The following is a 21,027-nucleotide window of genomic DNA, read 5'->3' as shown; positions in this document are numbered from 1 at the left end:
TGATAATTTATTACATTTTCGGTTTGTGCCGGGTGGTCCGGCCCGCCCGCCCCCATGCCAGATTCCCCTCCCACGCCTGAGCCGGCTTCGGCAGACGATCCGCTTCGCGTGCAACGGGAGCGCGAGTTGCAGTTGGCGCGCGCGTTGATCGCCGGCTCCAACGACGCCATCGTGGCGCAGTCGCTCGACGGCATGATCGAGTCGTGGAACCCGGGCGCCGAGCGCCTGTACGGCTACAGCGCACAGGAGGCCATCGGCCGCCACATCCAGCTGCTGCTGCTGCTGCCGCAAGACCACGCGGCCGAGAGCCGGCTGCTGAGCCGGGTGCGCAAGGGCGAGGTCGTGCCCAACTACGAAGCCACCCGGCGGCGCAAGGACGGCAGCCTGGTCGAGGTGTCCATCAACGTGTCGCCCATGCGCGACGATGCGGGGCAGGTGGTGGGTGTGTCCAAGATCGCCCGCGATGTGGGCTACCGCCGCGTCCGGGCCGAGTTGGAGCAGGCGCGCGAGCGCGCTGAGCAGATGGCCGCCACACGCTCCGCCTTCCTGGCCACCATGAGCCACGAACTGCGCACACCCATGAACGCCGTGCTGGGTTTCACCAGCCTGCTCATGGACACGCCGCTGAACGAGGTGCAACGCGGCCACCTCGTCACGGTGCAAAACGCCGCACGCAGCCTGCTGCGCCTGCTCAACGACATCCTGGACGTGGCGCGCCTGGAAAAAGGCAAGCTGCAGCTGGAGGAGAAAGACCACGACCTGCACGAACTGCTCAACGGCCTGCGCCACGACTTTGGTGCCATCGCCCAGGCCAAGGGCCTGACCTTGTCGGTCCAGGTGCGGCCCGCCGTGCCCCAACGCGTGCATGGCGATGCCGTGCGGGTGGGGCAGATCCTGAGCAACCTGTTGGACAACGCGATCAAGTTCACTGCGACCGGGCAGGTGCAGCTGCGCGCGCAGGTGCTGGATGGTCAGTTGTGTTTCGAGGTCAGCGACACCGGGCCGGGCATGGCGCCCGACCAACTGGCCCGCCTGTTTGAACCTTTCACACAGGGCGATGCTTCGCTGGACCGCCGATTTGGCGGTACCGGCCTGGGCACCGCCTTGTGCAAACAACTGGCCACCCTCATGGGCGGCGACGTGGGCGTGCGCAGCACCCCCGGCGAGGGCAGCGTGTTCACCGTGCGCCTGCCGCTGCGCCATGCAGCGGCAGCGGCGGCGGCCGAGAGCACCCCATCGGTTTTTTTGGCCGAAGACCTGCCGCTGGTGAACGAGGCCGAGGCGCTGGAGATTTGGGGCGACATGCGCGATGTCTGGGTCGATGGCCTGACGCTGTTTGTGGAGCACCTGCCGGGGCACCGCGCCAACATTTTGGCCGCCTTGGGCAACAACGACCTGAGCGCCGCCGTGGCCCCGGTGCACGCCCTGCGCGGCAGTGCCGCCACGCTGGGCTTGCAGGCCCTGAGCCAGTTGCTCGCCATCGTCGAACACGCCTTGCGGCATGGCGACATCGCGCACGCCCAGGCCTTTGCCGCCGAACTCGGCCCCCTGCTGGACCGCACCGAGCAGGCGGTGTTGCCCTTGCTGGCGCCCCCACAGAACCAGGCGCTGGACGTGCTGGGCGCGCCGCCTCGTGTCGTCGACGCGCTGGCTGCCATCGACCAGGTGGTGAGCACCTTGCAACGCGGCGAAGCCCCGCTGCGCCAGGTCGAGGTGCTCAAGGACGCCCTGGGGGCCGGCGTCGGGCAGGCCAGTTGGCAGGCGGCGGCCAAAGCGCTGGACAACTTCGAATTTGACCGCGCCGAGCTGGCCCTGGCAGACTTGCGTGCTTGGCTGACCCAGCAGCCGCAGACCTGACGTTCACACGGAGATGCACATGGTTGCGCCAGCAGAACAAGACGCCCGCAAGCTGTTGCTGCTCGTGGATGACGAAGCGGTCAACCTCAGGCTGTTGCAGCAAATCCTGCAGGACGACTACCGCTTGCTGATCGCCAAGGACGGCGCGCGGGCGCTGGAGCTGGCCACCAGCGCTTTGCCCGACCTCATCCTGCTCGACGTGATGATGCCGGGCATGACCGGCCACGAGGTGTGCGAACGCCTCAAGGCGAGCGACGCCACACGCCACATCCCGGTGATCTTCGTGACCGCGCTCAGCGACGAGACCGACGAAACCCGGGGCTTTGCACTGGGGGCGGTGGACTACATTACCAAGCCCTTCAGCAACCCGGTGGTGCGCGCGCGCATCAAAACCCAGCTCTCGCTGGTGCGTGCCGAGGTGCTGCTGGCCACCCGCCAGCAGGTGGTGCAATGCCTGGGCGCAGCGGCGGAATTCAAGGACAACGAAACCGGCCTGCACGTGGTGCGCATGAGCCACTACTCGCGCCTGATTGGTCAGGCGCTGGGCATGCCCAAGGTTTTGCTCGAAGACCTGTTCAGTGCCGCGCCCATGCACGACGTGGGCAAGATCGGCATCCCGGACGCCATTCTGCGCAAGCCGGGGCGGCTGGACGAGGACGAGCTGCTGGTGATGCGCCAGCACCCCGAAATTGGCGCCCGCATCATTGGCCAGCACCAGGACGGCATGTTGGCCATGGCCCACCGCATCGCGCTCTACCACCACGAAAAGTGGGATGGCAGTGGCTACCCCTTCGGCCTGGCCGGCGAGGCCATTCCGCTGGAAGCGCGCATTGTGGCGATCGCCGATGTGTTCGACGCACTCACCAGCGTGCGACCTTACAAACGTGCCTGGACCTTCGACGAGGCACTGGGCCTGCTGCGCCAGGAGGCGGGCCGGCATTTCGATCCGAGCCTGGTGGCCGTGTTCCTGGGCCTGCTGCCGCAGGTGGCGGCGGTGGCGGCCGAATTCGGCGAGCCGCTCAACCACCCCAGCGCGTGAGCGCCAACGTCACCATGCTGCCCACGCAGACCAGGGCCAGCGCAAACCACGGGGTTTGGTGTTTGGCCGGCATGCCGGCGCGCAGGGCTTGTTTGCCCGCCACGATGTAGACCAGCAACAGCACCAGCTTGGCCGCCAGCCAGGGGTGCTGGGCGCCGGGGTACTGGGCGCTCCACACCATCAGCCCCACGCCGGCCGCCATCAGCACGCTGTCGTTGGCATGGGGCAGCCAGCGCAGCACCGGCCAGCGGCGCCGCCAGTCCACGCCCCACAGCCCCAAGCCACCGCGCAGCACAAACAGCGTGACCGACACCACCACACAGGTGAGGTGCAGGTGGCGCAACGCCAGGTAGCTCATCGTGCAGGTTTCAACGGTGGATGCGCAGGTCCGGCAGCCGCCAGTCGCGCCACATGGCCAGCAGGCGCAGGCCGCTGGCGGCCGACGCACCCAGGGCCAGGGCGATGCCACTGTCCAGCGCGAGAAAGTAGCACGCCACCACCACCCAGCCGCCGGCAAACGCGCACACTGCGTAGGGCTGGTGGCCGTGGAAGGCCGAGGGGATTTCGTTGCACACCACGTCGCGCAGCACACCACCAAACACGGCCGTCATCACGCCCATCAGCACCGCGATGAGCGGGGGCATGTGGGCGGCCAGCGCGATCTGTGTGCCGCTGGCCGCAAACAGGCCCAAGCCCAAGGCATCGGGCCACTGCATGGCGCGTTCGGTGAGCGCAAGGTGGTGGCCACGCAGCCACGCGCCTGTCGCCACACACAGGCCCAGCACCGCCCACACGTACCAACTGTGCTCGACCCAGAAGAAGGGCCGGCGGTCGAGCAGCACGTCGCGCAGCGTGCCACCGCCGAAGGCCGCCAGAAAAGCCACCACCGTCATGCCGACCACGTCCAGCTTTTTGCGCACGGCTTCCAGGATGCCGGAGAGCGCAAAGGCCGCCGTGGCCGCGATCTCGATGGCGATCTGTGCGGTTGTCAGCGTCTGGGTGACCAGCGGGTTCAGCGTCATACGGCCCGATGGTAGTCGGGGATGACCATGCCGGGGTGGTGAAGGGGCCGTCAAGTGCGCGCGCCAGCGGCGAGTCGGCCGAGTGTGGCGAGCCCAACAAGGCCGTGCTTTTGTCGGCCTGATCCGCGTCCACTTCAGCGCTCTGTTCAGCCCTCGCCGCAGCCCAGCTTCTGCGCCAGCGCAATGCGCTGGCGCATCTGGGTGACCAGGTGGTCCAGAAACGCGCGGCTGCGCGCCGGCATGAACTTGCGGCTGGGCAGGGCGGCATAGAGCTCCAGGCGGGCCGTGATCCAGGGCGACAACACGCGCACCAGGTCGCCGTTGCAAAGGTGTTCGGCAATCAGTTCGATGGGCTGCGAACTGATGCCCGCGCCCTCCAGCGTGGCGCGCAGCAGGGTGTCGGTGTGGTCGGCCAGAAAGGCCGGGCTCACCTCCTGTTCCACCACCCGGTCGCCTTCTAGCGGGTGCATCAGCCGCCACGGCGCCAAGCGCGCACCCGGCGTGCGCAGCCGCAGGCATTGGTGTAGCGCCAGGTCTTCGGGGGTTTGGGGCGCGCCGTGTTGGGCGATGTAGCTGGCCGAGGCGCAGACCACCGCCTCGCTGGAGGCCACATGCCGCGCCACCACCTGCTCGCCCAACTGATCGGTGGAGCCCACCAGGGTGATGTCGTGGTCCTCGACCGACAGCTCGTAGGCGGTTTCGACGTGCAGGTCGATGGTGATGCGCGGGTACTGGGCGCGAAAGCCTGCCACCAGCGGAGCCACGATGTTGACTGCCAGCACCGGAGGCGCCAGCACGCGCAACACACCCGACAGCTCCGAGGTGTGCGACTGCGTGACCGCAAAGGCCTCGTCTACATCCTGCAGGATGTGCCGGCTGCGCTTGAGCAGTGCATCACCGGCATCGGTCAGCGAAACCCGGCGCGTGGTTCGCTGCAGCAGCCGTGTGCCCAGGTGTTCTTCGAGGTCGGCCACCAGGCGGGTGACGCCGGCGGGGGCCATGTCCAGGGCGCGCGCGGCGGCCGCAAAGCCGCCTTCATCCACCACTTTCTGGAAGGCGCGCAGGCTTTGGAGTCGGTCCATGGGAGGGCTTTCGGTTTTTCAAGGTCTCTATTATTTCAAAATCAACAATAGAAAATTGAAAATGTGGATATTTATCTCGAAATAAAACGGTAATAAAGTACACCCCATCGATGAGGCAAACACCAGCGCGACTCACCGAGCAACGGGCAACCAGACGCTGTACCGGCGGATCAAGCCCGAAGGAAACACCCTCAACCTTCTAGGAAATACCATGAACATGACTTCGAAAATCACCTCTGCCATCGTTTTGTCTTTTGCCGCACTGGGTGCCGGCCATGCCATGGCTGTTGAAGGCGGCGACCGTGGCGTGGGTCTGGCCCAACACTTTGCCGCCACCAGCAATCAGACCCGCGACGCCGTTCGCGCCGAGTACCTGCGTGCCGCCGCTGCCGGCGAAGTGGTGGCCAGCGGCGACCGCGCCAGCCGCCTGGCAGCGCCGGTGGTGGCCCAGACCAACACCACCCGCGAGCAGGTGCGTGCCGAATACTTCCGCGCTGTGCGCAGCGGCGACATCGTTCAAAGCGGCGACGCTGGCGTCAAGCTCAATGAACTGTATCCCTCGCAATACCCCCAGGCCGAGCGCGCCAGCCGCGTGGCCGGTACGGCAACTGCCACCCAGCTGTAATCCGCACTTGTGTTTTGAGGCACGGGGGTGATCCCGCCGTGCCCTCGCCACACCCACGGCGCCGGTCATCCCCGGCGCCGTTCGTGTTTGTGGGGCGCCGTTTTATCGTTTTCCATCCAGCATGCGCACGGCCTGGTGTTGCAGCAGGTGCCGGCACAACACATGGCGTTGCTGGCCAAACGGCGCTGCGGCCGATGGGGTGGTGATCACCGCCAGCTCCGAGACCTGGTTGTTGCTGATCGCGGGCCAGCAGCTGCAAGAGCCCATCGTGCAGTACGGCCCGTTCGTGATGAACACGCAGCAGGAGATCTGGCAGGCGCTGAGTGATTTTTTGCGCCGGGCGCTTGGGCAACCAGCGGGTTGAGTGTCATGGCCCGCGATGGTAGTCGGGGATGACCATGCCGGGGTGGTGCAACCACACGTCGAAGGGGATGGACTGGTCCATCACGAAGCGGTCGCCCCGGTACCAGAAGCGACCGGCCAGCACCACCTGGCCTTGGCGGTCGAGCACACGGCGCGTCATCTGCAGCACCGGTGTGCCGAAGGGGCAGTCGAGCGCGCGCGACAGTGGCAGGTCGGCCGGGGCCACGCTCAGCGTCTGTTGCACCTCGTGCAGCCGGCCGGGCGCGTGCTGGTTGATCAGCCAAGCGATCTTGTGGCGTTTTTCAGCGCCACGTGGAAACAGCGCGCGCACGCTGCTGTCCACGTGCATTTCGATCAGGCAGAAGGGCTCACCCTGGTGGATGTGGCGCTTCTTCACCATGTCGTAGCTGGCGCAAGGCTTGAAAGGGCCCAGCAGATCGGCCGGCAGCGGTTGGCGGCGTTGTTGCTCGATCAGGTCGATGCGCAGCTCGGCAGCGGCGGGGTCGTTGATGGCCGCGCGCAGGTGGGCGTCCAGCCCGGCGCCACGCTGCGTGGGCGCGTCGGCCACAAAGGTGCCGCGCCCACGCGCGCTGTGCACCAGACCTTCGCGCGCGAGCACGCCGTAGGCCTGGCGCGCGGTGATGCGGGCCACGCCGTGGGCCTCGGCCAGCTCGGCCACGGTGGGCAGACGGGAGCCTGCGGGGATTTCGCCTTGGGCGATCTGGTGGCGCAGCACACTGGCCAGTTGCGCGTACTGCGCCACACCGGCGTCCACCGCCGTTTTCATGAGGTCTCGATGTTCATGGCGCGCACAAAAGGCACCCAGCGCGCGCGTTCGCGCTGGCCAAAGCTGTCGGCATCGGTGGGCGTGCTGGGGCCCAGGGCCTCGGAGCCGCCTTGCGCCAGCCGTTGCAACAAACCCGGTTGCGCCAGGGCCTGGTTGAGCGCGCGGTTGAGGCGGTCGATCACCGGCTGCGGCGTGGCGGCGGGCGCGAACAGGTTGTTCCAGGTGTAGGCCTGGTAGTCGGGCAAACCGGCCTCAGCAAAGGTGGGCACCTGTGGGCCCATGGCACTGCGCTGGGGCGCCGAGAGCGCGAGGATATGCGCCTTGCCTTGTTGCACCAGCGGGTTGGTGGCGAGGAAACCGTCGAACAGCAGGTCCACGTGGCCGCCGGCCAGGTCGGCCAACGCCGGGCCGTTGCCCTTGTAGGGCACGTGCAGCAACGAAATGCCTGCCGCCTTGGCAAAGGCCTCGCCCACGATGTGGCTGATGGAACCCGGCCCGCCCGAGCCGTAGGTGATCTTGCCCGGTTGTGCCTTGGCCTGGGCCATGAGCCCGGCCAACGTGGGCGGCATCTTGCTGCTGGCCACCAGGATCATGCCGGTGCGTGCCACCAGGCCGATGCTTCGCAGATCGCGCTCCACGTCGAAGGGCAGCGTTTTGTACAGGCCCACGTTCATCACCATCTGAGAGCTGGTGCCCAGGCCGATGGTGTAACCGTCGGCAGGCGCCTTGGCCACCGCGTCGGTGCCTACCGAGCCGCCTCCGCCAGGGCGGTTTTCCACCACCACCGGCTGGCCCAGGGACTCGCTCATGTGTTTGGACAACTCGCGCGCGATCAGGTCGTTGCCGCTGCCGGCGCCAAAGGCCACGATCAGCTTGATGGGTTTGCTGGGAAAGTCCTGCGCCCACGAGGTGGCGGGCGCAAGCGTGCTGGCGAGCAGGGCAGCGAGGGTTTGGCGGCGGTCCATGGGGCTTGTCTCCTTACAGCAGGTTGGGCGGAACACGTATGGGCATGGAAAGAAGGATCTGGGCCATGCCTTTGCCCAGCGGGTCGTTGCGCAGCGAGGCCATGCCTCCGCCACCCAGCGCCTGTTCGCACACGAAGTTGAAGGCGTGGATGCCCGGCACTTCGAAGCGCACGACCGGCCCCTGCACAAGGTGGGCCAGCCACTGCGCCACACGCTGAGGTGTGAGCTGCGCGCGCAGCAGCGGCAGCAACTCGGGCCGTCGCGCAATCACGCCGATGTTGGAGGTGTCGCCCTTGTCGCCGCTGCGCGCCCAGGCCAGGCGCACCAGGGGCACGTCCACCGCGTCGGCGCCGGCGTCGAGTGTGTGGCTGTTGTGTGTGGGTTCGGGCGGTGTGATGGGGGTGCCGGCGGGCACCGTCACGGCGATCATTTCGCCATCGAGATGCACCTGCGGCGTGACACGCGCCTTGTCCACCAGGAACGCGTACTGCCGGATAGAGGGTGACACCGAGGGCCGCCCGGCCGCGCCCGTGGTGCCGGGCGACCACGAGGTGCCGGCCGGTGCGATTTCGCGCGCAAACAGTTCCAGCGCCTCTTTGCTGCGGTGGGTCACGGTCAGGCGCAGGATGGCCTCGCGCGTGTCGGCGTGGCGCGCGTGTGGGCCGTAGCAGGACTCGGCGCCCAGCACCTCCAGGTGGTGTTCCTTGAAGGCGCCCAGGCCCAGCGCGGTCAGCATTTCACCGGTGCGGATCAGGATGGCTTCGCCCGTGCGGCGCGCCTTGGCCACGGCGTCGATGCCGACGATGGTGAGCTGCGCCGAACAACGGAAGCCCGCCATGTGCGTGGCGCTGACCTTGTAAAACGGGGTGGGTGGCTGGCCGCGCGCACCTTCCACGCGCACGCGGTGTTCGCCGGTCTGCGCCGTGTGCACCTGGGTGAAGTCGCACACCACGTCGGGCAGCAGGTAGGCGGCGGGGTCGCCAATCTCGTACAACATTTGCTCGGCCACCACGGCGGGCACCACCAGGCCGCCGGTGCCCGTGGGTTTGGTCACCGTGAAGGCGCCGTTGGCCTCGCATTCCACGATGGGGTAGCCGATGTGTGCCCAGTCGGGCACACGGTCCCAGTCGGTGTGCAGGCCGCCCGTGCCCTGGGCGCCACATTCGATGATGTGGCCGGCCAGCGCGCCGGCGGCCAGCAGGTCGTGCTGCTCGGGTGCCCAACCGAATTCGTGCATCAGCACGCCCAAGGTCACGGCCGAATCCACGCAGCGCCCGGTGATGACCACCTGCGCGCCCGCATCGAGCGCGGCCTTGACCGGCAGGGCACCCAGGTAGGCGTTGGCGCTGACCAGCTTTTCGGGCAACGGCGCGCCGCTTTGAAGCTCGCGCACGGGTGGCTGGGCTTCGCGCAGTGCGCCCACCTGGGGCATCAGGTCATCGCCGGTGACGACCGCGATTTTCAGCGCCACACCTTGCTCGGCAGCCAACGCCGCCAACGCGTCAGCGCAGCCTTGTGGGTTCACGCCACCGGCGTTGCTGACCACACGTATGCCCTGATCCACCACGTCTTTGAGAACTTGTTTCATGGCCACCGTCACGAAGTCGGTGGCGTAGCCCAGCTCCGGCTTCTTCAGGCGCGCGCCGGCCAGCAGCGACATGGTGAGTTCGGCCAGGTAGTCGAACACCAGGTAGTCGATCTGGCCACTGCGCACGAGCTGTGGGGCGCCCACGGCGCTGTCGCCCCAGAAGCCGCTGGCGCCGCCTATGCGTACCACTTTGCTCATCGGCCACTCCAGTTGGGTTGTCGTTTTTCGCGGAAAGCGGCCTGGCCTTCGGCGGCGTCCTCGGTCAACGCAAACAGCGCAATCTGGCTTTCGGTGAAGGCCATCGATTGTTCGAAACTCATGTGCTCGGTGTGTTTGAGCGTGTAGAGGCCGCGCCGGATGGCGGCAGGCGATTTGTCGAGCAACTTGTTCAGCACGGTTTCCAGCGCCTCGTCCACGTCGTCGGACACGCCGTTGATCAGGCCAACGTTCAACGCGCGTTCCGCGCTGAACGGTTCGCCCGTGAGGCACAGTTCGTTGAGCACACGCCGGGGCAACAGATCGCCCAGCACGCTGAGCACCTGGGCCGGGAACACGCCCACCTTGACCTCGGGCAGACCAAAAATGGCGTGGCGTGCGGCCACCACCAAATCGCACATGCCCATGAGGCCCATGCCACCGGCCATGCAGGCGCCGTTGACGCGGGCGATCAGCGGCACGTTGCTGGCGCGCGCCTGCCGCAGCACATTCGCAAAGCCTTGGTGTGGCTCTGAGTAGTCGAACTTGAACGAACTGCCGGTCTGCAAATCGGCCCCGGCACAAAAGGCCTTGCTGCCCGCGCCGGTGATGACGATGGCCCGCGCCTCGCGTGTCTGGTTGACACGGGCGATGGCCGCGCCGATACCGTTCAGCACGGTCGCATTCATCGCGTTGCGGCGTTCTTCGCGTTGGATGGTCAGCCACAACACGTCGCCGCGTTGTTCTTCCTGCAGTTCGGGGATGTTGCTCATGGTTGTCCTTGTCAAGAAGTCATTCGCGCAGTGCGCCGCTGGCCAGCAGGGCGTTGATGCGCGTGTCGTCAAATCCGGCCTCGCGCAGCACGCTGCGGCTGTGTTCACCCGCGCGCGGCGCCGGCGTGGCCGGGCCGGGTGGTGTGCCCGACCACTCGCTCGGCACGGCGGTGTTGCGCACCGCGCCCACTTGCGGGTGTTCAAGCTCATTGAAGAAGCCGATGTCTTGCAGGTGGGGGTCGCCCAGCACCGACTCAAAGGTGTGCATGGGAAACACCGGGATGTCGGTGCCGCTCAGCAGCGCCTGGAGCTCGGCCGTGCTGCGCTGCGCGATTTCGTCTGATACCCACTGGTACAGCTCGGTGATGTGGCGGGTGCGGGTGCCGATGTTGGCCAGGCGCGGGTCGGTGTCAAAGGCCTCGGGCTGGCCGATGGCGTTGAGGAACTGGCGCCACTGCTGGTCGGTGTAAATCAGGCAACACACATGGCCATCGCGCGTGGCGTAGGGCCGGCGTTCGGGCGACAGCAGGCGTGGGTAGCCAAAACCACCCTGGGCCGGCACAAAGGTCTGGCCGTACAGGTGGTCGCCCAGCACCTGCGGCAGCAGCGTTTCGAACATCGGCACGTCCACCCGTTGGCCCACGCCGGTTTGTTCGCGGGCGTACAGCGCCGCGCAGATCACACCGAAGGCGTGTTGTCCCACCATGCGGTCGGCCAGGGTGAAGGGCACGTAACGTGGCACGTCGCCGCTGCCCAGGGCCACGGCCTGGGGCAGGGCACAGGCCGCCTGGATCAGGTCGTCAAAGGCCGCGTTGCCAGCGTAGCGGCCGCGTTCGGAGAAGCCGAACATGCCCACATAGATGAGCTGCGGGTACAACGCCGCCAGCGTTTCAAAGTCCAGCCCCAGGCGGCGCATGGCGGGCGGGCGCACGTTGTAGGTCAAGACGTCGGCGTCGGCCAGCAGGTCCAGCAAAGCCTGTTTGCCCTCGGGGTGTTTCACGTCCAGCACCACACTGCGCTTGTTGCGGTTCAACCCCAGGAAGAGCGGCCCCAAACCTTGCGCGCCTTGCGGGCCAATGCCGCGAATCACATCGCCGCCCGGCGCTTCGACCTTGATCACGTCGGCCCCCAGGTCGGCCAGCATCTGCGTGGCCGACGGGCCCATGAACACGGCCGTCATGTCGATGACGCGCACGCCTGAGAGTGGGCCGGCGCGGGGTGGTTCTGAGGGTTTCAATGCTGCACCTAAAAACCTATCAATAGGTTTAATGGGTGCATGTTATGAGGCGCTGGGGAACTCGCGCTTTAGGGGAAACCCGAGCCAGGCTCCAAGGCCCAGCGAGATCGGCGTCTCACCGCTCCGCAATGTAGTGCGTCATCTTCGCACTCTCACCCTCGGCCAGAAAGGCGCGCAACTGGGCTTCGAGTGACTGGTCGGCCACGGTGGCGCGGGCGCGCTGGTGCAGGTAGTCGGCCCAGGACTCGACGATGAAGCGTTCGGTGTAGCGCGCGGGTTGGCCCAGGTCTTTGTAGATGCGCCAGAAGGTGGCGCCGTCGCGTTTGCGGGGTGCGCGCAGGCGGGCTGCGGCGTCCAGAAAGGCTTCGTCGGTGCCGGGGCGTATGCGGTAGCTGATCTCTACCGCGATGGGGCCGGCCTCGGGCGCAGGTTCGGCTTCGATGAAGAGTTCGTCCCAGGGCGTGCTCTGGGTCACCTCGTGTGTATCGCCCACACGCAGCGGGAAGGGTTTGACCAGCAGCAGGCCGGCGGCCATGAGGGCGGCGGCGCTCAGCAGGGCGGTGTTCAGCCCGAGGATGTCGGACACCGCGCCCCAAAAGGCCGAACCCATGGCGTAGGCGCCCAGAGCGGCCACCATGTGCAAGGCCACGGCGCGCGAGCGCACCCAGGGCGGCGCGCTGGCCTGGGTGGCGCTGTTGAAGATGGACATGGAGGTCATCCATGCCGCACCACCGGCGCCCATGGCCAGGTAGATCAGCCAGGGCACACGCACCAGCGCCGACAGTGTGAGCACCAGCGCAAACACCACGACGGTCACGATGACGATGCGGTCGAGCGAGAAGCGGGCGCGCAAGCGGCCCGCCACCATGCCAGCCATCACCGCGCCGGAACCCATGCAGCCCATCAGCAGGCCAAAGCCCTCGGCGCCGGTGCCCATGCGCTGGGCAATGGTGGGCAACAGCGCCCACAGGGCCGAACCCGCCGCGCCATAGGCCATCACGCGCACCAGCTGCGCCAGGATGATGCGCGAGTGCCAGGCGAAGCGCAGCCCGCTGAGCGTGCCACCCCACAGGCGCTCGGCCGGCAGGCGGCTGGGCGGGTGGGGTTTGGGTGGCCAGCGGCGGGTGGCTTCCCACATGAGTGCGGTGGTGAGCACCGTGACCAGAAACACCCAGCCCGCCCCCAAGCGGGTGAACATGAGGCCGGCCAGCGTGGGACCGACAGCGCGTGCGGCGTTGTAAGCGATGCTGATGACGGTGATGGCTTGCGGCCATTCCTCGCGCGGCACCGGGTCCACCACCGAGGAGTTCCAGGCCGGCGTGAGCATGGCCAGGCAGCAGCCGCAAACAAACACCAGGAACAGAACCGAAGCCGGCCCACCCCAGTGCCCCAGGGCCAACACGGCCAACAGGGCGCTGGCCACCAGTTGCGCCACCAGCGAGATGCTGATGAGGCGGCGGCGGTCGGTGGTGTCGGCCAGTACGCCGGCCGGCAATGCAAGCACAAACATGGGCAGGAACACGGCGGTCTGTACCAGCGCGGCCAGGAACGACGAGCCGCTGAGTTCCATCATCAGCCAGGCCGCCACCATGGCCTGCATGCCGTTGCCGATGAAGAAGGCGGCGCCACACAACCACAGGCCTCGGAAGGCGGGTTGGCGCAGGGGGCTCCAGATGGACGTGGCGGTGGACATGGCCTGATTATTCATCGGCCAGCCGCCGCCATTCGATCAAACTGAAAATTGCCGGGCGCCGTGGACCGGCAGCCAGATTGGTGGTCAGGTGCCCCTTCAGAGACCCAGCGCCCGCGGATCGTTGGGGTGCTCGGCCAAAGCGTGGACCTGGATATTCATCCACGGGTACAGCGGCAGCGAGGTCAGGCAGGCGTGCAGTTCGGTGGCGTCGGCCACGTCGTACAGGCTCCAGTTGGCCCATCGGCCAGGGATGCGCCACAAGCGCTTGAGCTTGCCGTCGCGTGCCAGCTTCTGGCCTTGCAGCAACTCGGCGGCAAAAATTTCTTCCTTGAGCTTAGGGTCGTTCCCGGGTGGCCACTCAATTTCGATGTGCACCAGAAATTCCATGCTTGCCTCAGCTTTCGTAGGTTTTACCCAGCGCCAACAACTCGGGCGTGCCGATCAGCTCGTTGAGCTGGTCGAAGTCCAGCATTTCGTCCTTGAAGGGTGCGGTGGTGCGGTGCTGGTGCAGGCTGCCGTAGTAGCGGCGCAGGGTGTGCGCCACGGCGCGAGCGGTACCGCCGGGGAAGATGACGATGCGGTAGCCGATCTCGCCCAGCAGGTCGGCGCTCTGCACCGGCGTCTTGCCGCCTTCGACCATGTTGGCCAGCATCGGGATGCGGTGGGCAAAACGGCCGCAGGCGGCGTCCATCTGCTCGCGGCTGCGAACGGCTTCGATGAACAGCGCGTCCACGCCGCAGGCCAAGTAGGCCTCGGCGCGTTCCATCGCGGCATCAAAGCCTTCCACTGCCACCGCGTCGGTGCGTGCGAGGATGAGTGTCTGGTCCGACTGGCGCGCATCCAGCGCGGCGCGCAGCTTGCCGCACATCTCGGCCACGGGCACCACGCCCTTGCCGTCCAGGTGGCCGCAGCGTTTTGGGAAGGTCTGGTCTTCGAGCTGAATCATCGCGGCGCCTGCGCGCTCGAAGGCGCGCACGGTGCGCTGGGTGTTGAGCGCGTTGCCAAAGCCGGTGTCGGCATCCACGATCACCGGTGTGCGCACCCGCTCGGTAATGCGCGCCAGCGTGTCGGCCACCTCGGTGGCGGTGGTCAGGCCGATGTCGGAGCGGCCCAGGCGCGTGTAGGCGATGGAGGCACCCGAAAGGTACAGGGCCTCAAAGCCGGCCTGCTCGGCCACCAGAGCGGTGAAGGCGTCGTAGATGCCCGGGGCCAGCACTGCGCCGGGTTGTTGGAGGCGTTGTTTGAAAGGGGTGGGGGTGTTCATGGCGTTGGCATCAGGCCTGGAGTTGTTCAATGAGCGTGGTGGCCGCCACCCAGCCGCCGCCCACGGCGCTGAGCAGCCCGTTGCCGGCCAGGTAGCCCCAGGCGTCGTTGCCCGAGACACCGCGCGCCGCACCGCCCGCGGCCAGCAGGTTGGGCAGCACCGAGCCATCGGCGCGGCGCACGCGGCAATGGGCGTCGATGTCGAGGCCGCCCTGGGTGTGGAACAGCGCGCCGGTGACCTTGACCACGTAATAGGGCGCTTGCAGGCGGCGCTTGAACCGGCGCCCCAGCGGATCGGGCCGGGCCGGGTCCACGCAGTCCAGCGTGGCTTGCAGCGTGGCCTCGTCGCAGCCAATGATCGCCGCGAGCTGAGCCACGTCGTCGGCGCGCTTGAGGGCGCCGGCGGCTTCGGCCGGAACGAAGTCCGGGAAGCTGCGGGTCAGCGGCAGCAGCGCTTCGTCAAACACCTCCCAGGCCACGCTGCCGGGCTGGTGCAGCACGTGCACGGCCGCTTCCGAGTAGCCCTGTGACTCGTCCTGAAAACGCTCGCCCCGCGCATTGACCTGGATGCCGCCTTCCATGATGGTGGCCCAGCTCATCAACGCGCCCTGCGGTGTGATCCACGAGCCGTGGCCCTGGTAGCCGTGCAGGTCGGCGAGCGCCGCGCCGAGGCCGCGGCCCCAGGCGATGGCGCTGCCGTCGTTGCCCACATGGCCGCCGAAAGCGGCATCGGCCATCGGGGGCAGCAGTTCGCGCACCATGTCGGCGTTGCCGCCAAAGCCGTTGCAGGCCAGCACCACCGCGCGGCAGGCCAGGTGCTCGAGGCTGCCGTCTGGGCGCTGATAGCCCACGCCGATCACGCGGTCGTTGTCATCGGCCCAGACCTCGCGCACCAGCGCTTCGGTCAGCAGGTCGGCGCCCAGGCCGGTGGCGGTGCGCTCCAGCGCCGCCATCAGCGCAGCACCGGTGTGTTCGGGCACGCCGTGCATGCGCCGCACGCGGTGACCGGGGTACAAAAAACCGTCCTGTACCTCAAACGCAATGCCCAGCGACTCCAGCGTGTCCAGCGCCTGCGGCACCGCGGCCACGTAGGCCTGCACCAGGTGTGCGGGCGCCTCGCCATCGGTCTTGGTGATGATGTCCTCGGCCAGCATCGCCAGCGAATCATCAATGCCCAGCGACTGTTGCAGCCGCGTGCCCGCCGCCGGGATCAGCCCCGAGGACAGCGCGGTCGAGCCGCTGGGCAGCGCGTCGCGCTCCAGCAACACACAGTCGATGCCGGCCTGGCGCAGGCGGATGGCGGTGGTCAGGCCGCAGGCGCCAGCGCCGACGATGGCCACGGCCACCTCGGGCGCATCGGCGGGCATGGTGGTGGCGCGCACCACGCGCGGGGCAGAAGTCGTGTCCTGGGTCATGCGGGGGTTTGCAGTCGCTGTCGGAGTTGGTTGAGCAGGCCGCCGGCCTCGACCATGTCGAGCAGGAAGCCTGGAATGGGTTCGCACGGCAGGCGGCTGCCGTTGGCGCGCAGCACGCGGATGTCGGGCAGGTGCTGCAGGTCCAGCGCCACCTGTTCGCCTTCCTGCAGTTGTTCGGCCTCAGCGCAGGTCAGCAGCAGCAGGCCCAGGTTGAACGCATTGCGGAAATACAGCCCGCTGAACGAAGGCGCAATCACCGCCTTGACGCCCAGCTTCACCAGCGCGCCCACAGCTTGTTCGCGCGAGGAGCCGATGCCGAAGTTGGGCCCGGCCGCGATCACGTCACCCGGCTGCACTTGCGCTGCAAATTCAGGCCGCACACCTTCAAGGCAATGCGGCGCAATGCCTTCAATGCCCAGCTTCATGTAAGCGCCGGGCGCGAGCTGGTCGGTGTCGATGTCGGCGCCGAGCTTCCATACCTTGTGTGCCGTGTTCATGCCATCACCTCGCGGGGGTCGGCGATGCGCCCGCGCAGAGCGGACGCCGCCACGGTGTAGGGCGAAGCCAGGTACACCTGCGCGGTGGCCGAGCCCATGCGGCCCTTGAAGTTGCGCGCGGTGGTGGCGATCACGTTGGCGCCGTCCGGTATGTTGCCGCCGTAGCCCGAACAGGCGCCGCAGGCGGTGGGCAGCAGTTCGGCGCCGGCCTCGCGCAGCACGCCCATCACGCCTTCGGCCTCAGCCTGTTGCTGGTCTTGCTGGCTGGCCGGTGCCACCATCAGGCGCACCCCGCTGGCCACGCGCTGGCCGCGAAACACGTGGGCTGCGGCGCGCAGGTCGTCTAGCTTGGCACCGGTGCAGGCGCCGATGTAGGCCACCTGCACGGCAACGTCATCGAAATGGCCGACCGGGTGCGTGTTGGCCGGGCTGTGGGGCGCGGCCACCTGGGGCGCCAGCGTGCTGGCATCAAAGCGCCAGGTGCGTGCGTCGGCTTCGCCCACGTCGTCGTCGGTGAACCAGGGCGTGGTGTCGATGGCGTCGGCTGGCACGCCGGTGCCCAGCAGCCAGTCGCGGGTGACGTCGTCGGGTGCGATCAGCCCGGCCTGGGCGCCCAGTTCGGCGCTCATGTTCGAGAGCGTCATGCGCTCCTGCATCGACAGCGCGATCACGGCCGGCCCGCCAAATTCCACCGCTTGGTAGGCGCCGCCGTTCATGCCAAAGCGGCCAATCATGTGCAGCATCATGTCCTTGGCGCTCACGCCCGCGGGCAGGCGGCCGTCCCACCACATGCGGTAGGTCTGCGGCACGCGCACCCAGAGCTCGCCGGTCACCACCACGCCCAGCATTTCGGTGCTGCCGATGCCGAACATGTAGGCGCCAAACGCACCGCCGGTGGGCGAATGCGAGTCGCCACCGACGCAGAACATGCCGGGGCGCAGGTGTCCTCTTTGCGGCAGCACCACATGGCAAATGCCCTGGCTGTCGTACACGTGCGGCAGGCGCTGCTCGGCGGCCCAGTCGCGCGCGATGCGCACGATGCGGCGCGAGTCGTCGTCCTGCTCGGGCACGTAGTGGTCCATCACCAGCACCACGCGGTTCTTGTCCCAGATCTGTGCGCCCAGCTCCTCCAGCATGGGCTTGAGGCGGCGCGGGCCGGACGAGTCGTGGAACATGGCCAGATCGACTTTGCAGCTCACGATCTCACCGGTGGCCACATGGTCGCGGCCACAGGCTTTGGCAATGAGTTTCTGGGCCAGCGTCTGGGCCGGCCGCCGTGGGGTGTTCATGAGAGGCACCTTGTCATGGGAGGATTTCCTTGGCGACGATGCGCGCGTCGATGGCGCCGACCTGCGACAGCTCCATCTGGTATTCGTAGCGGTCCGGGCGGTACAGGCCGTGCAGCAACTGCACCGGGCGGTCCTGCGTGTCGAACACCAGGCGGCGCACCTGCAGCAGCGCGGTGCCCACGGCCACCTGCAGCTCGGCAGCCACTTGCGCGTCGGCCTGGCGGGCCGAGATGGTCTGGCGGGCGCGGCCCGGCACGATGCCGGATTCCTCCAGCAGTTGCAGCATGGGCTTGACCGCCAGCTCTTTGCGGCCGTAGCCGCGCACCAGTTCGTCGGGCACGTAGGTGGTGATCAGCGACACCGGGCCGGCGCTGGCGCTGCGCCGGCGCACGGCCTTGCGCAGCTTGGTGCCCTCGGGCACCTGCAGGGCCTGCGCCATGTCGGGCGAGGCCTGGATGATGCGCCAGTCCAATACCTTGACCGAGGTGCTGCGGCTGACCTGCACCAGGTTCTCCAGCAGCCCGTTCAGGCGCGAGCCGGAGTGCTCCAGCGGCGCTTGCGCGGGCGGGTTGCGGCCCTGCTCGGCGCGGGTGGTGGGGCGCGTGCCGCGGCCCGCCTCGCGCACGATCAGGCCCTCGTCCACCAGTTGCTCCAGCGCGCGCCGCACCGTCACCCGGCCGACGCCAAATTGTTTGGTCAGCTCCAGCTCGCCTGGCAGGCCATGCACAAAACGGCCCTCTTCCAGTTGTTCGCGCAGTACCAGGTAGATCTGGTGGTATTTGGTCAGTGGCAGCGATGCCGGCATGTGTTTCCCTCCCTTTTCAGTGTGTCGTACTGCCGTTGATGTCTTCAACGGTCACGGGGAAGAGATTGTCCAGGGGCGCCTGCGCCATCACGTGGTAGAGCACAAAGCGGTGGCTGTCGTGGGCGTCCATCTCGCTGGGCGTGAAGGCAAAGGCCAGGTTGCCGGCGGTGCTCACGCGCCCTGGGTAGCCGTGGTGCAACAGGTTCTGTTTGAACACCGCCGCCACCGTACGTGCCAGTTCGGAGTCGGGCGCGATGCATTCCACCACCAACCCCGCCTCGTGCTGGCTGCGGTGCTCGGGCGGCAGCGGGCGCACCGCGCCATGGCCGTACACATGCGGGAACAGTTGCCATGGGCCGGGCACCAGCTCGCGCACTTTGGCCTCCACGGCCGCCAGCACCGGCTCGATGTGCTGCAGCAGCGTGGGATCGGCCACACCGGCCACCAGCACCGCGCGCGTGCCCACGCGGGCCGCGCCTTCGATCTTGAGGCTGGGCAACGCGCGTGGCACAAAACGCGCACCGCTGACACGGGTGCGGTGTTCGTCGAGCGCGGTGTAGCGGGCTTCGCGCAAATCCAGCGTGCCTTCGGGCTCTTCCACAAAGTGCGGGTCGGACTGTTCGTACAAGGCATGCGCCGCCACCGACGCCGGTGTGGCGTGGCGCTGCGGGTGCATGCTCTCCAGCGTGAAACCGTCCATGTCCAACTCTGCCAGCATGGCGTCGCGCCCGCCGGGCACGCAGCACAACGAGGTGCATTCGATGATCTTGGCCATGTGCAGCGCCAGCGCCAGCGGGTAGCCCAGCAACTGCGGCAGCGCGGCAAAGATGGCGGTGTCGCAGGCGCGGCCGGCAATCAGCACGTCGGGGTCGGTCTGCAGCGCGCGGGCCAGGGCGTCGGTGCCGCACTGGGCCACGATGTGGCGGCAGGCGCGGATGTCGGCTTCGCTGGGCTCGACCATGGGGCCGATGGGCGCGAGCCGGCCTTCGTTCAGCGCCTGCACCACGGTGTTGGCCGGCACGTCGCTGTGCACGGTGGCCAGGCGCAGGCGCAGGCCGCGCTCGGCCGCCAGCTCGCGCACCACGGCCACGGTGGCGGCCAGGTGCGGCGCAGCGCCTGCGGTGCCGGCACTGCCGATCACCAGCGGAATGCCCGCACTCAGCGCGGCTTCCAGCACCAGGGCCAGATCGCGCTTGACCATGCTCAGCGGCGCAGCAAGGGTGCCCGAGCCCAGGTAGTGCGGCCCGGGGTCGATGGAGCCCATGTCGGCGCCGATGCAATGCGGTTGGCGTGCCATGCCGCGCGCCAGGCTGTCGGCTGGAATGCCATAGCCCAGTTGGCCCGAGGCCGACAACACCCGCAGCGGCTCGGCACCCGGGCGGTGCCCTTGCAGCAGGCGCTGTGTGGCGCGGGTTGCGCGGGCAGTGGGCAGCGCTGCGTTCAAAGCCACACCTCCAGCAAGGGGCCATGCTGCTGCGCGCCGTACACATCGCCGTCGCCTGGCGAGCCGGCGCACACTCGGCGCGGCAAGGTGAACTTGATCGCGCCCATGCCGGGCAAGGCAAAGCGCTGCACCGCCTGCGCCGGGCAGCGGTACAGATGCGCCACCGCATCGGCCTGCAAGGCAGGGCTGCTGGCCGCGCGCTCGAACGCCTGCGCGTCGCGGAAGAAGAGGTCCAGCGTGAGCAAGGTCGGGCCCGCGTTTTTGCTGCGGATCACCGGCGCGAGTTCGGTGAGGGCCACGAGAGCGGTGGTGGGCTCAGTCATGTCAGCGGGCCGTGAAGCCGCCATCGGCACAGATGAGCTGGCCGGTGATGAAGGACGCACGGCTGGAGAGCAGGAAGCTCACCAGTTCGGCAATCTCTTGCGGCTGCCCCAGGCGCGCCATGGGAATGCTGGCCTGCATGGCGGCCAGCGCGGCGGGGTCGGCCTTGGCCGCTGCCACCATGGGCGTGTCCACCGGGCCGGGGCCCACCGCGTTGATGCGCACACCTTCGGCCGCCCACTCCAGCGCCAGCGAACGCACCATGCCGTTGATGCCCGCCTTGGACGCGGCGTAGGCCGCACCGCGCGCATGGCCCACGTGGCCGATCTGGCTGCTGATGACCACCACGCTGGGATCGGCCACTCGCTGGGCGCGCATGTGGGCGATGGCCGCGCGACTCAGCACAAAGCTGCTCGTCAGGTTCAGCTCCAGCGTGTGCCGCCATTCGTCGAGCGAGGTGTCGTCAGAGCCCTTTTTGTAGAAGATGCCGGCGCAACAGGCCAGGCCGTCGAGGCCGCCCAGGACTTGGGCGGCGCGCTCGGGCAGGGCGGCCGTGCCGGCCTCGTCCAGCAGGTCTTGCACCAGCACCACGGCGCCGGGCGCGGCGGCCTGCACCACAGCGCGTTGGGCAACGTGCTGCACCACCGCAGCCACCTCGGCCCCGCGTGTCCGGGCCGCCGCCGCGCAGGCCAGGCCAATGCCCGAGCCGGCGCCCGTCACCAGAACGCGGCGGCCTTGCAGTTCGAGGGGGGGCGTTGTGCGCATCG

22 protein-coding genes are annotated in these 21,027 nt (G+C 68.0%); 4 read left to right on the top strand and 18 right to left on the bottom strand.

Going from position 1 to position 21,027, the window contains the following annotated elements; translation table 11 throughout:
• The first annotated feature begins 54 nt into the window (after positions 1–54).
• Together ACFQPB_RS04465 and ACFQPB_RS04460 are read left to right on the top strand one after the other, a co-directional pair.
• Complete coding sequence (locus tag ACFQPB_RS04465; protein ID WP_382220083.1) at positions 55–1,857, top strand: ATP-binding protein; 1,803 nt, start codon at positions 55–57, stop codon at positions 1,855–1,857.
• Positions 1,858–1,876: 19 nt separating this feature from the next.
• Entirely contained in the window at positions 1,877–2,896 is a 1,020-nt protein-coding gene (locus tag ACFQPB_RS04460) for an HD-GYP domain-containing protein (protein WP_382220081.1), read from the top strand.
• On the opposite strand, the gene ACFQPB_RS04455 is transcribed toward ACFQPB_RS04460, so the two are convergent.
• The 3 genes from ACFQPB_RS04455 to ACFQPB_RS04445 all read right to left on the bottom strand — a co-directional run bounded on the left by ACFQPB_RS04455 (position 2,877) and on the right by ACFQPB_RS04445 (position 5,000).
• Entirely contained in the window at positions 2,877–3,254 is a 378-nt protein-coding gene (locus ACFQPB_RS04455; protein WP_382220079.1) for a SirB2 family protein, read from the bottom strand. The genes ACFQPB_RS04460 and ACFQPB_RS04455 overlap by 20 nt on opposite strands.
• A 10-nt stretch (positions 3,255–3,264) precedes the next feature.
• Complete coding sequence (locus ACFQPB_RS04450; RefSeq protein ID WP_382220077.1) at positions 3,265–3,918, bottom strand: trimeric intracellular cation channel family protein; 654 nt, start codon at positions 3,916–3,918, stop codon at positions 3,265–3,267.
• Positions 3,919–4,064: 146 nt separating this feature from the next.
• Positions 4,065–5,000 carry a LysR family transcriptional regulator gene (locus tag ACFQPB_RS04445; protein WP_382201363.1) on the bottom strand — a complete coding sequence of 312 codons (936 nt, stop codon included), beginning with the start codon at positions 4,998–5,000 and terminating at the stop codon, positions 4,065–4,067.
• 211 nt (positions 5,001–5,211) lie between these two features.
• On the opposite strand from ACFQPB_RS04445, the gene ACFQPB_RS04440 reads away from it, so the two are divergent.
• Both ACFQPB_RS04440 and ACFQPB_RS04435 read left to right on the top strand, forming a co-directional pair.
• A complete protein-coding gene (locus ACFQPB_RS04440) occupies positions 5,212–5,625 on the top strand; it encodes a hypothetical protein (RefSeq protein ID WP_382201361.1) in 414 nt (137 codons plus the stop codon).
• A gap of 202 nt (positions 5,626–5,827) precedes the next feature.
• Positions 5,828–5,989, top strand: coding sequence for a pirin-like C-terminal cupin domain-containing protein (locus ACFQPB_RS04435; RefSeq protein WP_382201358.1), 162 nt, complete (start codon positions 5,828–5,830; stop codon positions 5,987–5,989).
• A 3-nt stretch (positions 5,990–5,992) separates the two neighbouring features.
• Here ACFQPB_RS04435 and ACFQPB_RS04430 read toward each other — a convergent pair whose 3' ends face one another.
• The 15 genes from ACFQPB_RS04430 to ACFQPB_RS04360 form a co-directional block, all read right to left on the bottom strand.
• Positions 5,993–6,775: a GntR family transcriptional regulator gene (locus ACFQPB_RS04430; protein WP_382220075.1), complete on the bottom strand. Its 783-nt coding sequence runs from the start codon at positions 6,773–6,775 to the stop codon at positions 5,993–5,995.
• Positions 6,772–7,740 (bottom strand): Bug family tripartite tricarboxylate transporter substrate binding protein, encoded by a 969-nt coding sequence (locus ACFQPB_RS04425; protein WP_382220073.1) that lies wholly within the window; start codon positions 7,738–7,740, stop codon positions 6,772–6,774. The genes ACFQPB_RS04430 and ACFQPB_RS04425 overlap by 4 nt, the downstream gene beginning before the upstream one ends.
• Positions 7,741–7,753: 13 nt before the next feature.
• A complete protein-coding gene (locus ACFQPB_RS04420; protein WP_382220071.1) occupies positions 7,754–9,526 on the bottom strand; it encodes an acyclic terpene utilization AtuA family protein in 1,773 nt (590 codons plus the stop codon).
• On the bottom strand, positions 9,523–10,296 hold the full coding sequence (locus tag ACFQPB_RS04415; RefSeq protein ID WP_382220069.1) for an enoyl-CoA hydratase-related protein: 774 nt from the start codon (positions 10,294–10,296) through the stop codon (positions 9,523–9,525). The genes ACFQPB_RS04420 and ACFQPB_RS04415 overlap by 4 nt, the downstream gene beginning before the upstream one ends.
• 19 nt (positions 10,297–10,315) lie before the next feature.
• The gene (locus ACFQPB_RS04410; protein WP_382220067.1) at positions 10,316–11,533 is read right to left on the bottom strand and encodes a CaiB/BaiF CoA transferase family protein; all 1,218 of its coding nucleotides are present in this window, start codon (positions 11,531–11,533) and stop codon (positions 10,316–10,318) included.
• Between the two features lie 115 nt (positions 11,534–11,648).
• Complete coding sequence (locus ACFQPB_RS04405) at positions 11,649–13,226, bottom strand: MFS transporter (RefSeq protein ID WP_382220065.1); 1,578 nt, start codon at positions 13,224–13,226, stop codon at positions 11,649–11,651.
• 96 nt (positions 13,227–13,322) lie between these two features.
• Positions 13,323–13,613 (bottom strand): muconolactone Delta-isomerase, encoded by a 291-nt coding sequence (locus tag ACFQPB_RS04400; protein ID WP_382220063.1) that lies wholly within the window; start codon positions 13,611–13,613, stop codon positions 13,323–13,325.
• Between the two features lie 7 nt (positions 13,614–13,620).
• Positions 13,621–14,490, bottom strand: coding sequence for an isocitrate lyase/PEP mutase family protein (locus ACFQPB_RS04395; protein ID WP_382220061.1), 870 nt, complete (start codon positions 14,488–14,490; stop codon positions 13,621–13,623).
• A 10-nt stretch (positions 14,491–14,500) separates the two neighbouring features.
• Complete coding sequence (locus tag ACFQPB_RS04390) at positions 14,501–15,904, bottom strand: FAD-dependent oxidoreductase (RefSeq protein ID WP_382220059.1); 1,404 nt, start codon at positions 15,902–15,904, stop codon at positions 14,501–14,503.
• Entirely contained in the window at positions 15,901–16,401 is a 501-nt protein-coding gene (locus tag ACFQPB_RS04385) for a LeuD/DmdB family oxidoreductase small subunit (protein ID WP_382201338.1), read from the bottom strand. The genes ACFQPB_RS04390 and ACFQPB_RS04385 overlap by 4 nt, the downstream gene beginning before the upstream one ends.
• Positions 16,398–17,690 carry a 3-isopropylmalate dehydratase large subunit gene (locus ACFQPB_RS04380; RefSeq protein WP_382220057.1) on the bottom strand — a complete coding sequence of 431 codons (1,293 nt, stop codon included), beginning with the start codon at positions 17,688–17,690 and terminating at the stop codon, positions 16,398–16,400. Before ACFQPB_RS04380 ends, ACFQPB_RS04385 begins: the two co-directional genes overlap by 4 nt.
• 13 nt (positions 17,691–17,703) lie before the next feature.
• A complete protein-coding gene (locus ACFQPB_RS04375) occupies positions 17,704–18,495 on the bottom strand; it encodes a GntR family transcriptional regulator (protein WP_382201333.1) in 792 nt (263 codons plus the stop codon).
• A gap of 16 nt (positions 18,496–18,511) precedes the next feature.
• On the bottom strand, positions 18,512–19,939 hold the full coding sequence (locus tag ACFQPB_RS04370; protein WP_382220055.1) for an acyclic terpene utilization AtuA family protein: 1,428 nt from the start codon (positions 19,937–19,939) through the stop codon (positions 18,512–18,514).
• Positions 19,936–20,262 (bottom strand): DUF4387 domain-containing protein, encoded by a 327-nt coding sequence (locus tag ACFQPB_RS04365; protein ID WP_382220053.1) that lies wholly within the window; start codon positions 20,260–20,262, stop codon positions 19,936–19,938. The genes ACFQPB_RS04370 and ACFQPB_RS04365 overlap by 4 nt, the downstream gene beginning before the upstream one ends.
• 1 nt (position 20,263) lies before the next feature.
• A complete protein-coding gene (locus ACFQPB_RS04360) occupies positions 20,264–21,025 on the bottom strand; it encodes an SDR family NAD(P)-dependent oxidoreductase (RefSeq protein WP_382220051.1) in 762 nt (253 codons plus the stop codon).
• Positions 21,026–21,027: the final 2 nt, after the last annotated feature.

The organism is Hydrogenophaga atypica, from assembly GCF_042665215.1.
Classification (GTDB): domain Bacteria; phylum Pseudomonadota; class Gammaproteobacteria; order Burkholderiales; family Burkholderiaceae_C; genus Hydrogenophaga; species Hydrogenophaga defluvii_A.
Note: the sequence above shows the minus strand (reverse complement) of the source record. Positions and strands in the feature narration are given on the sequence as shown.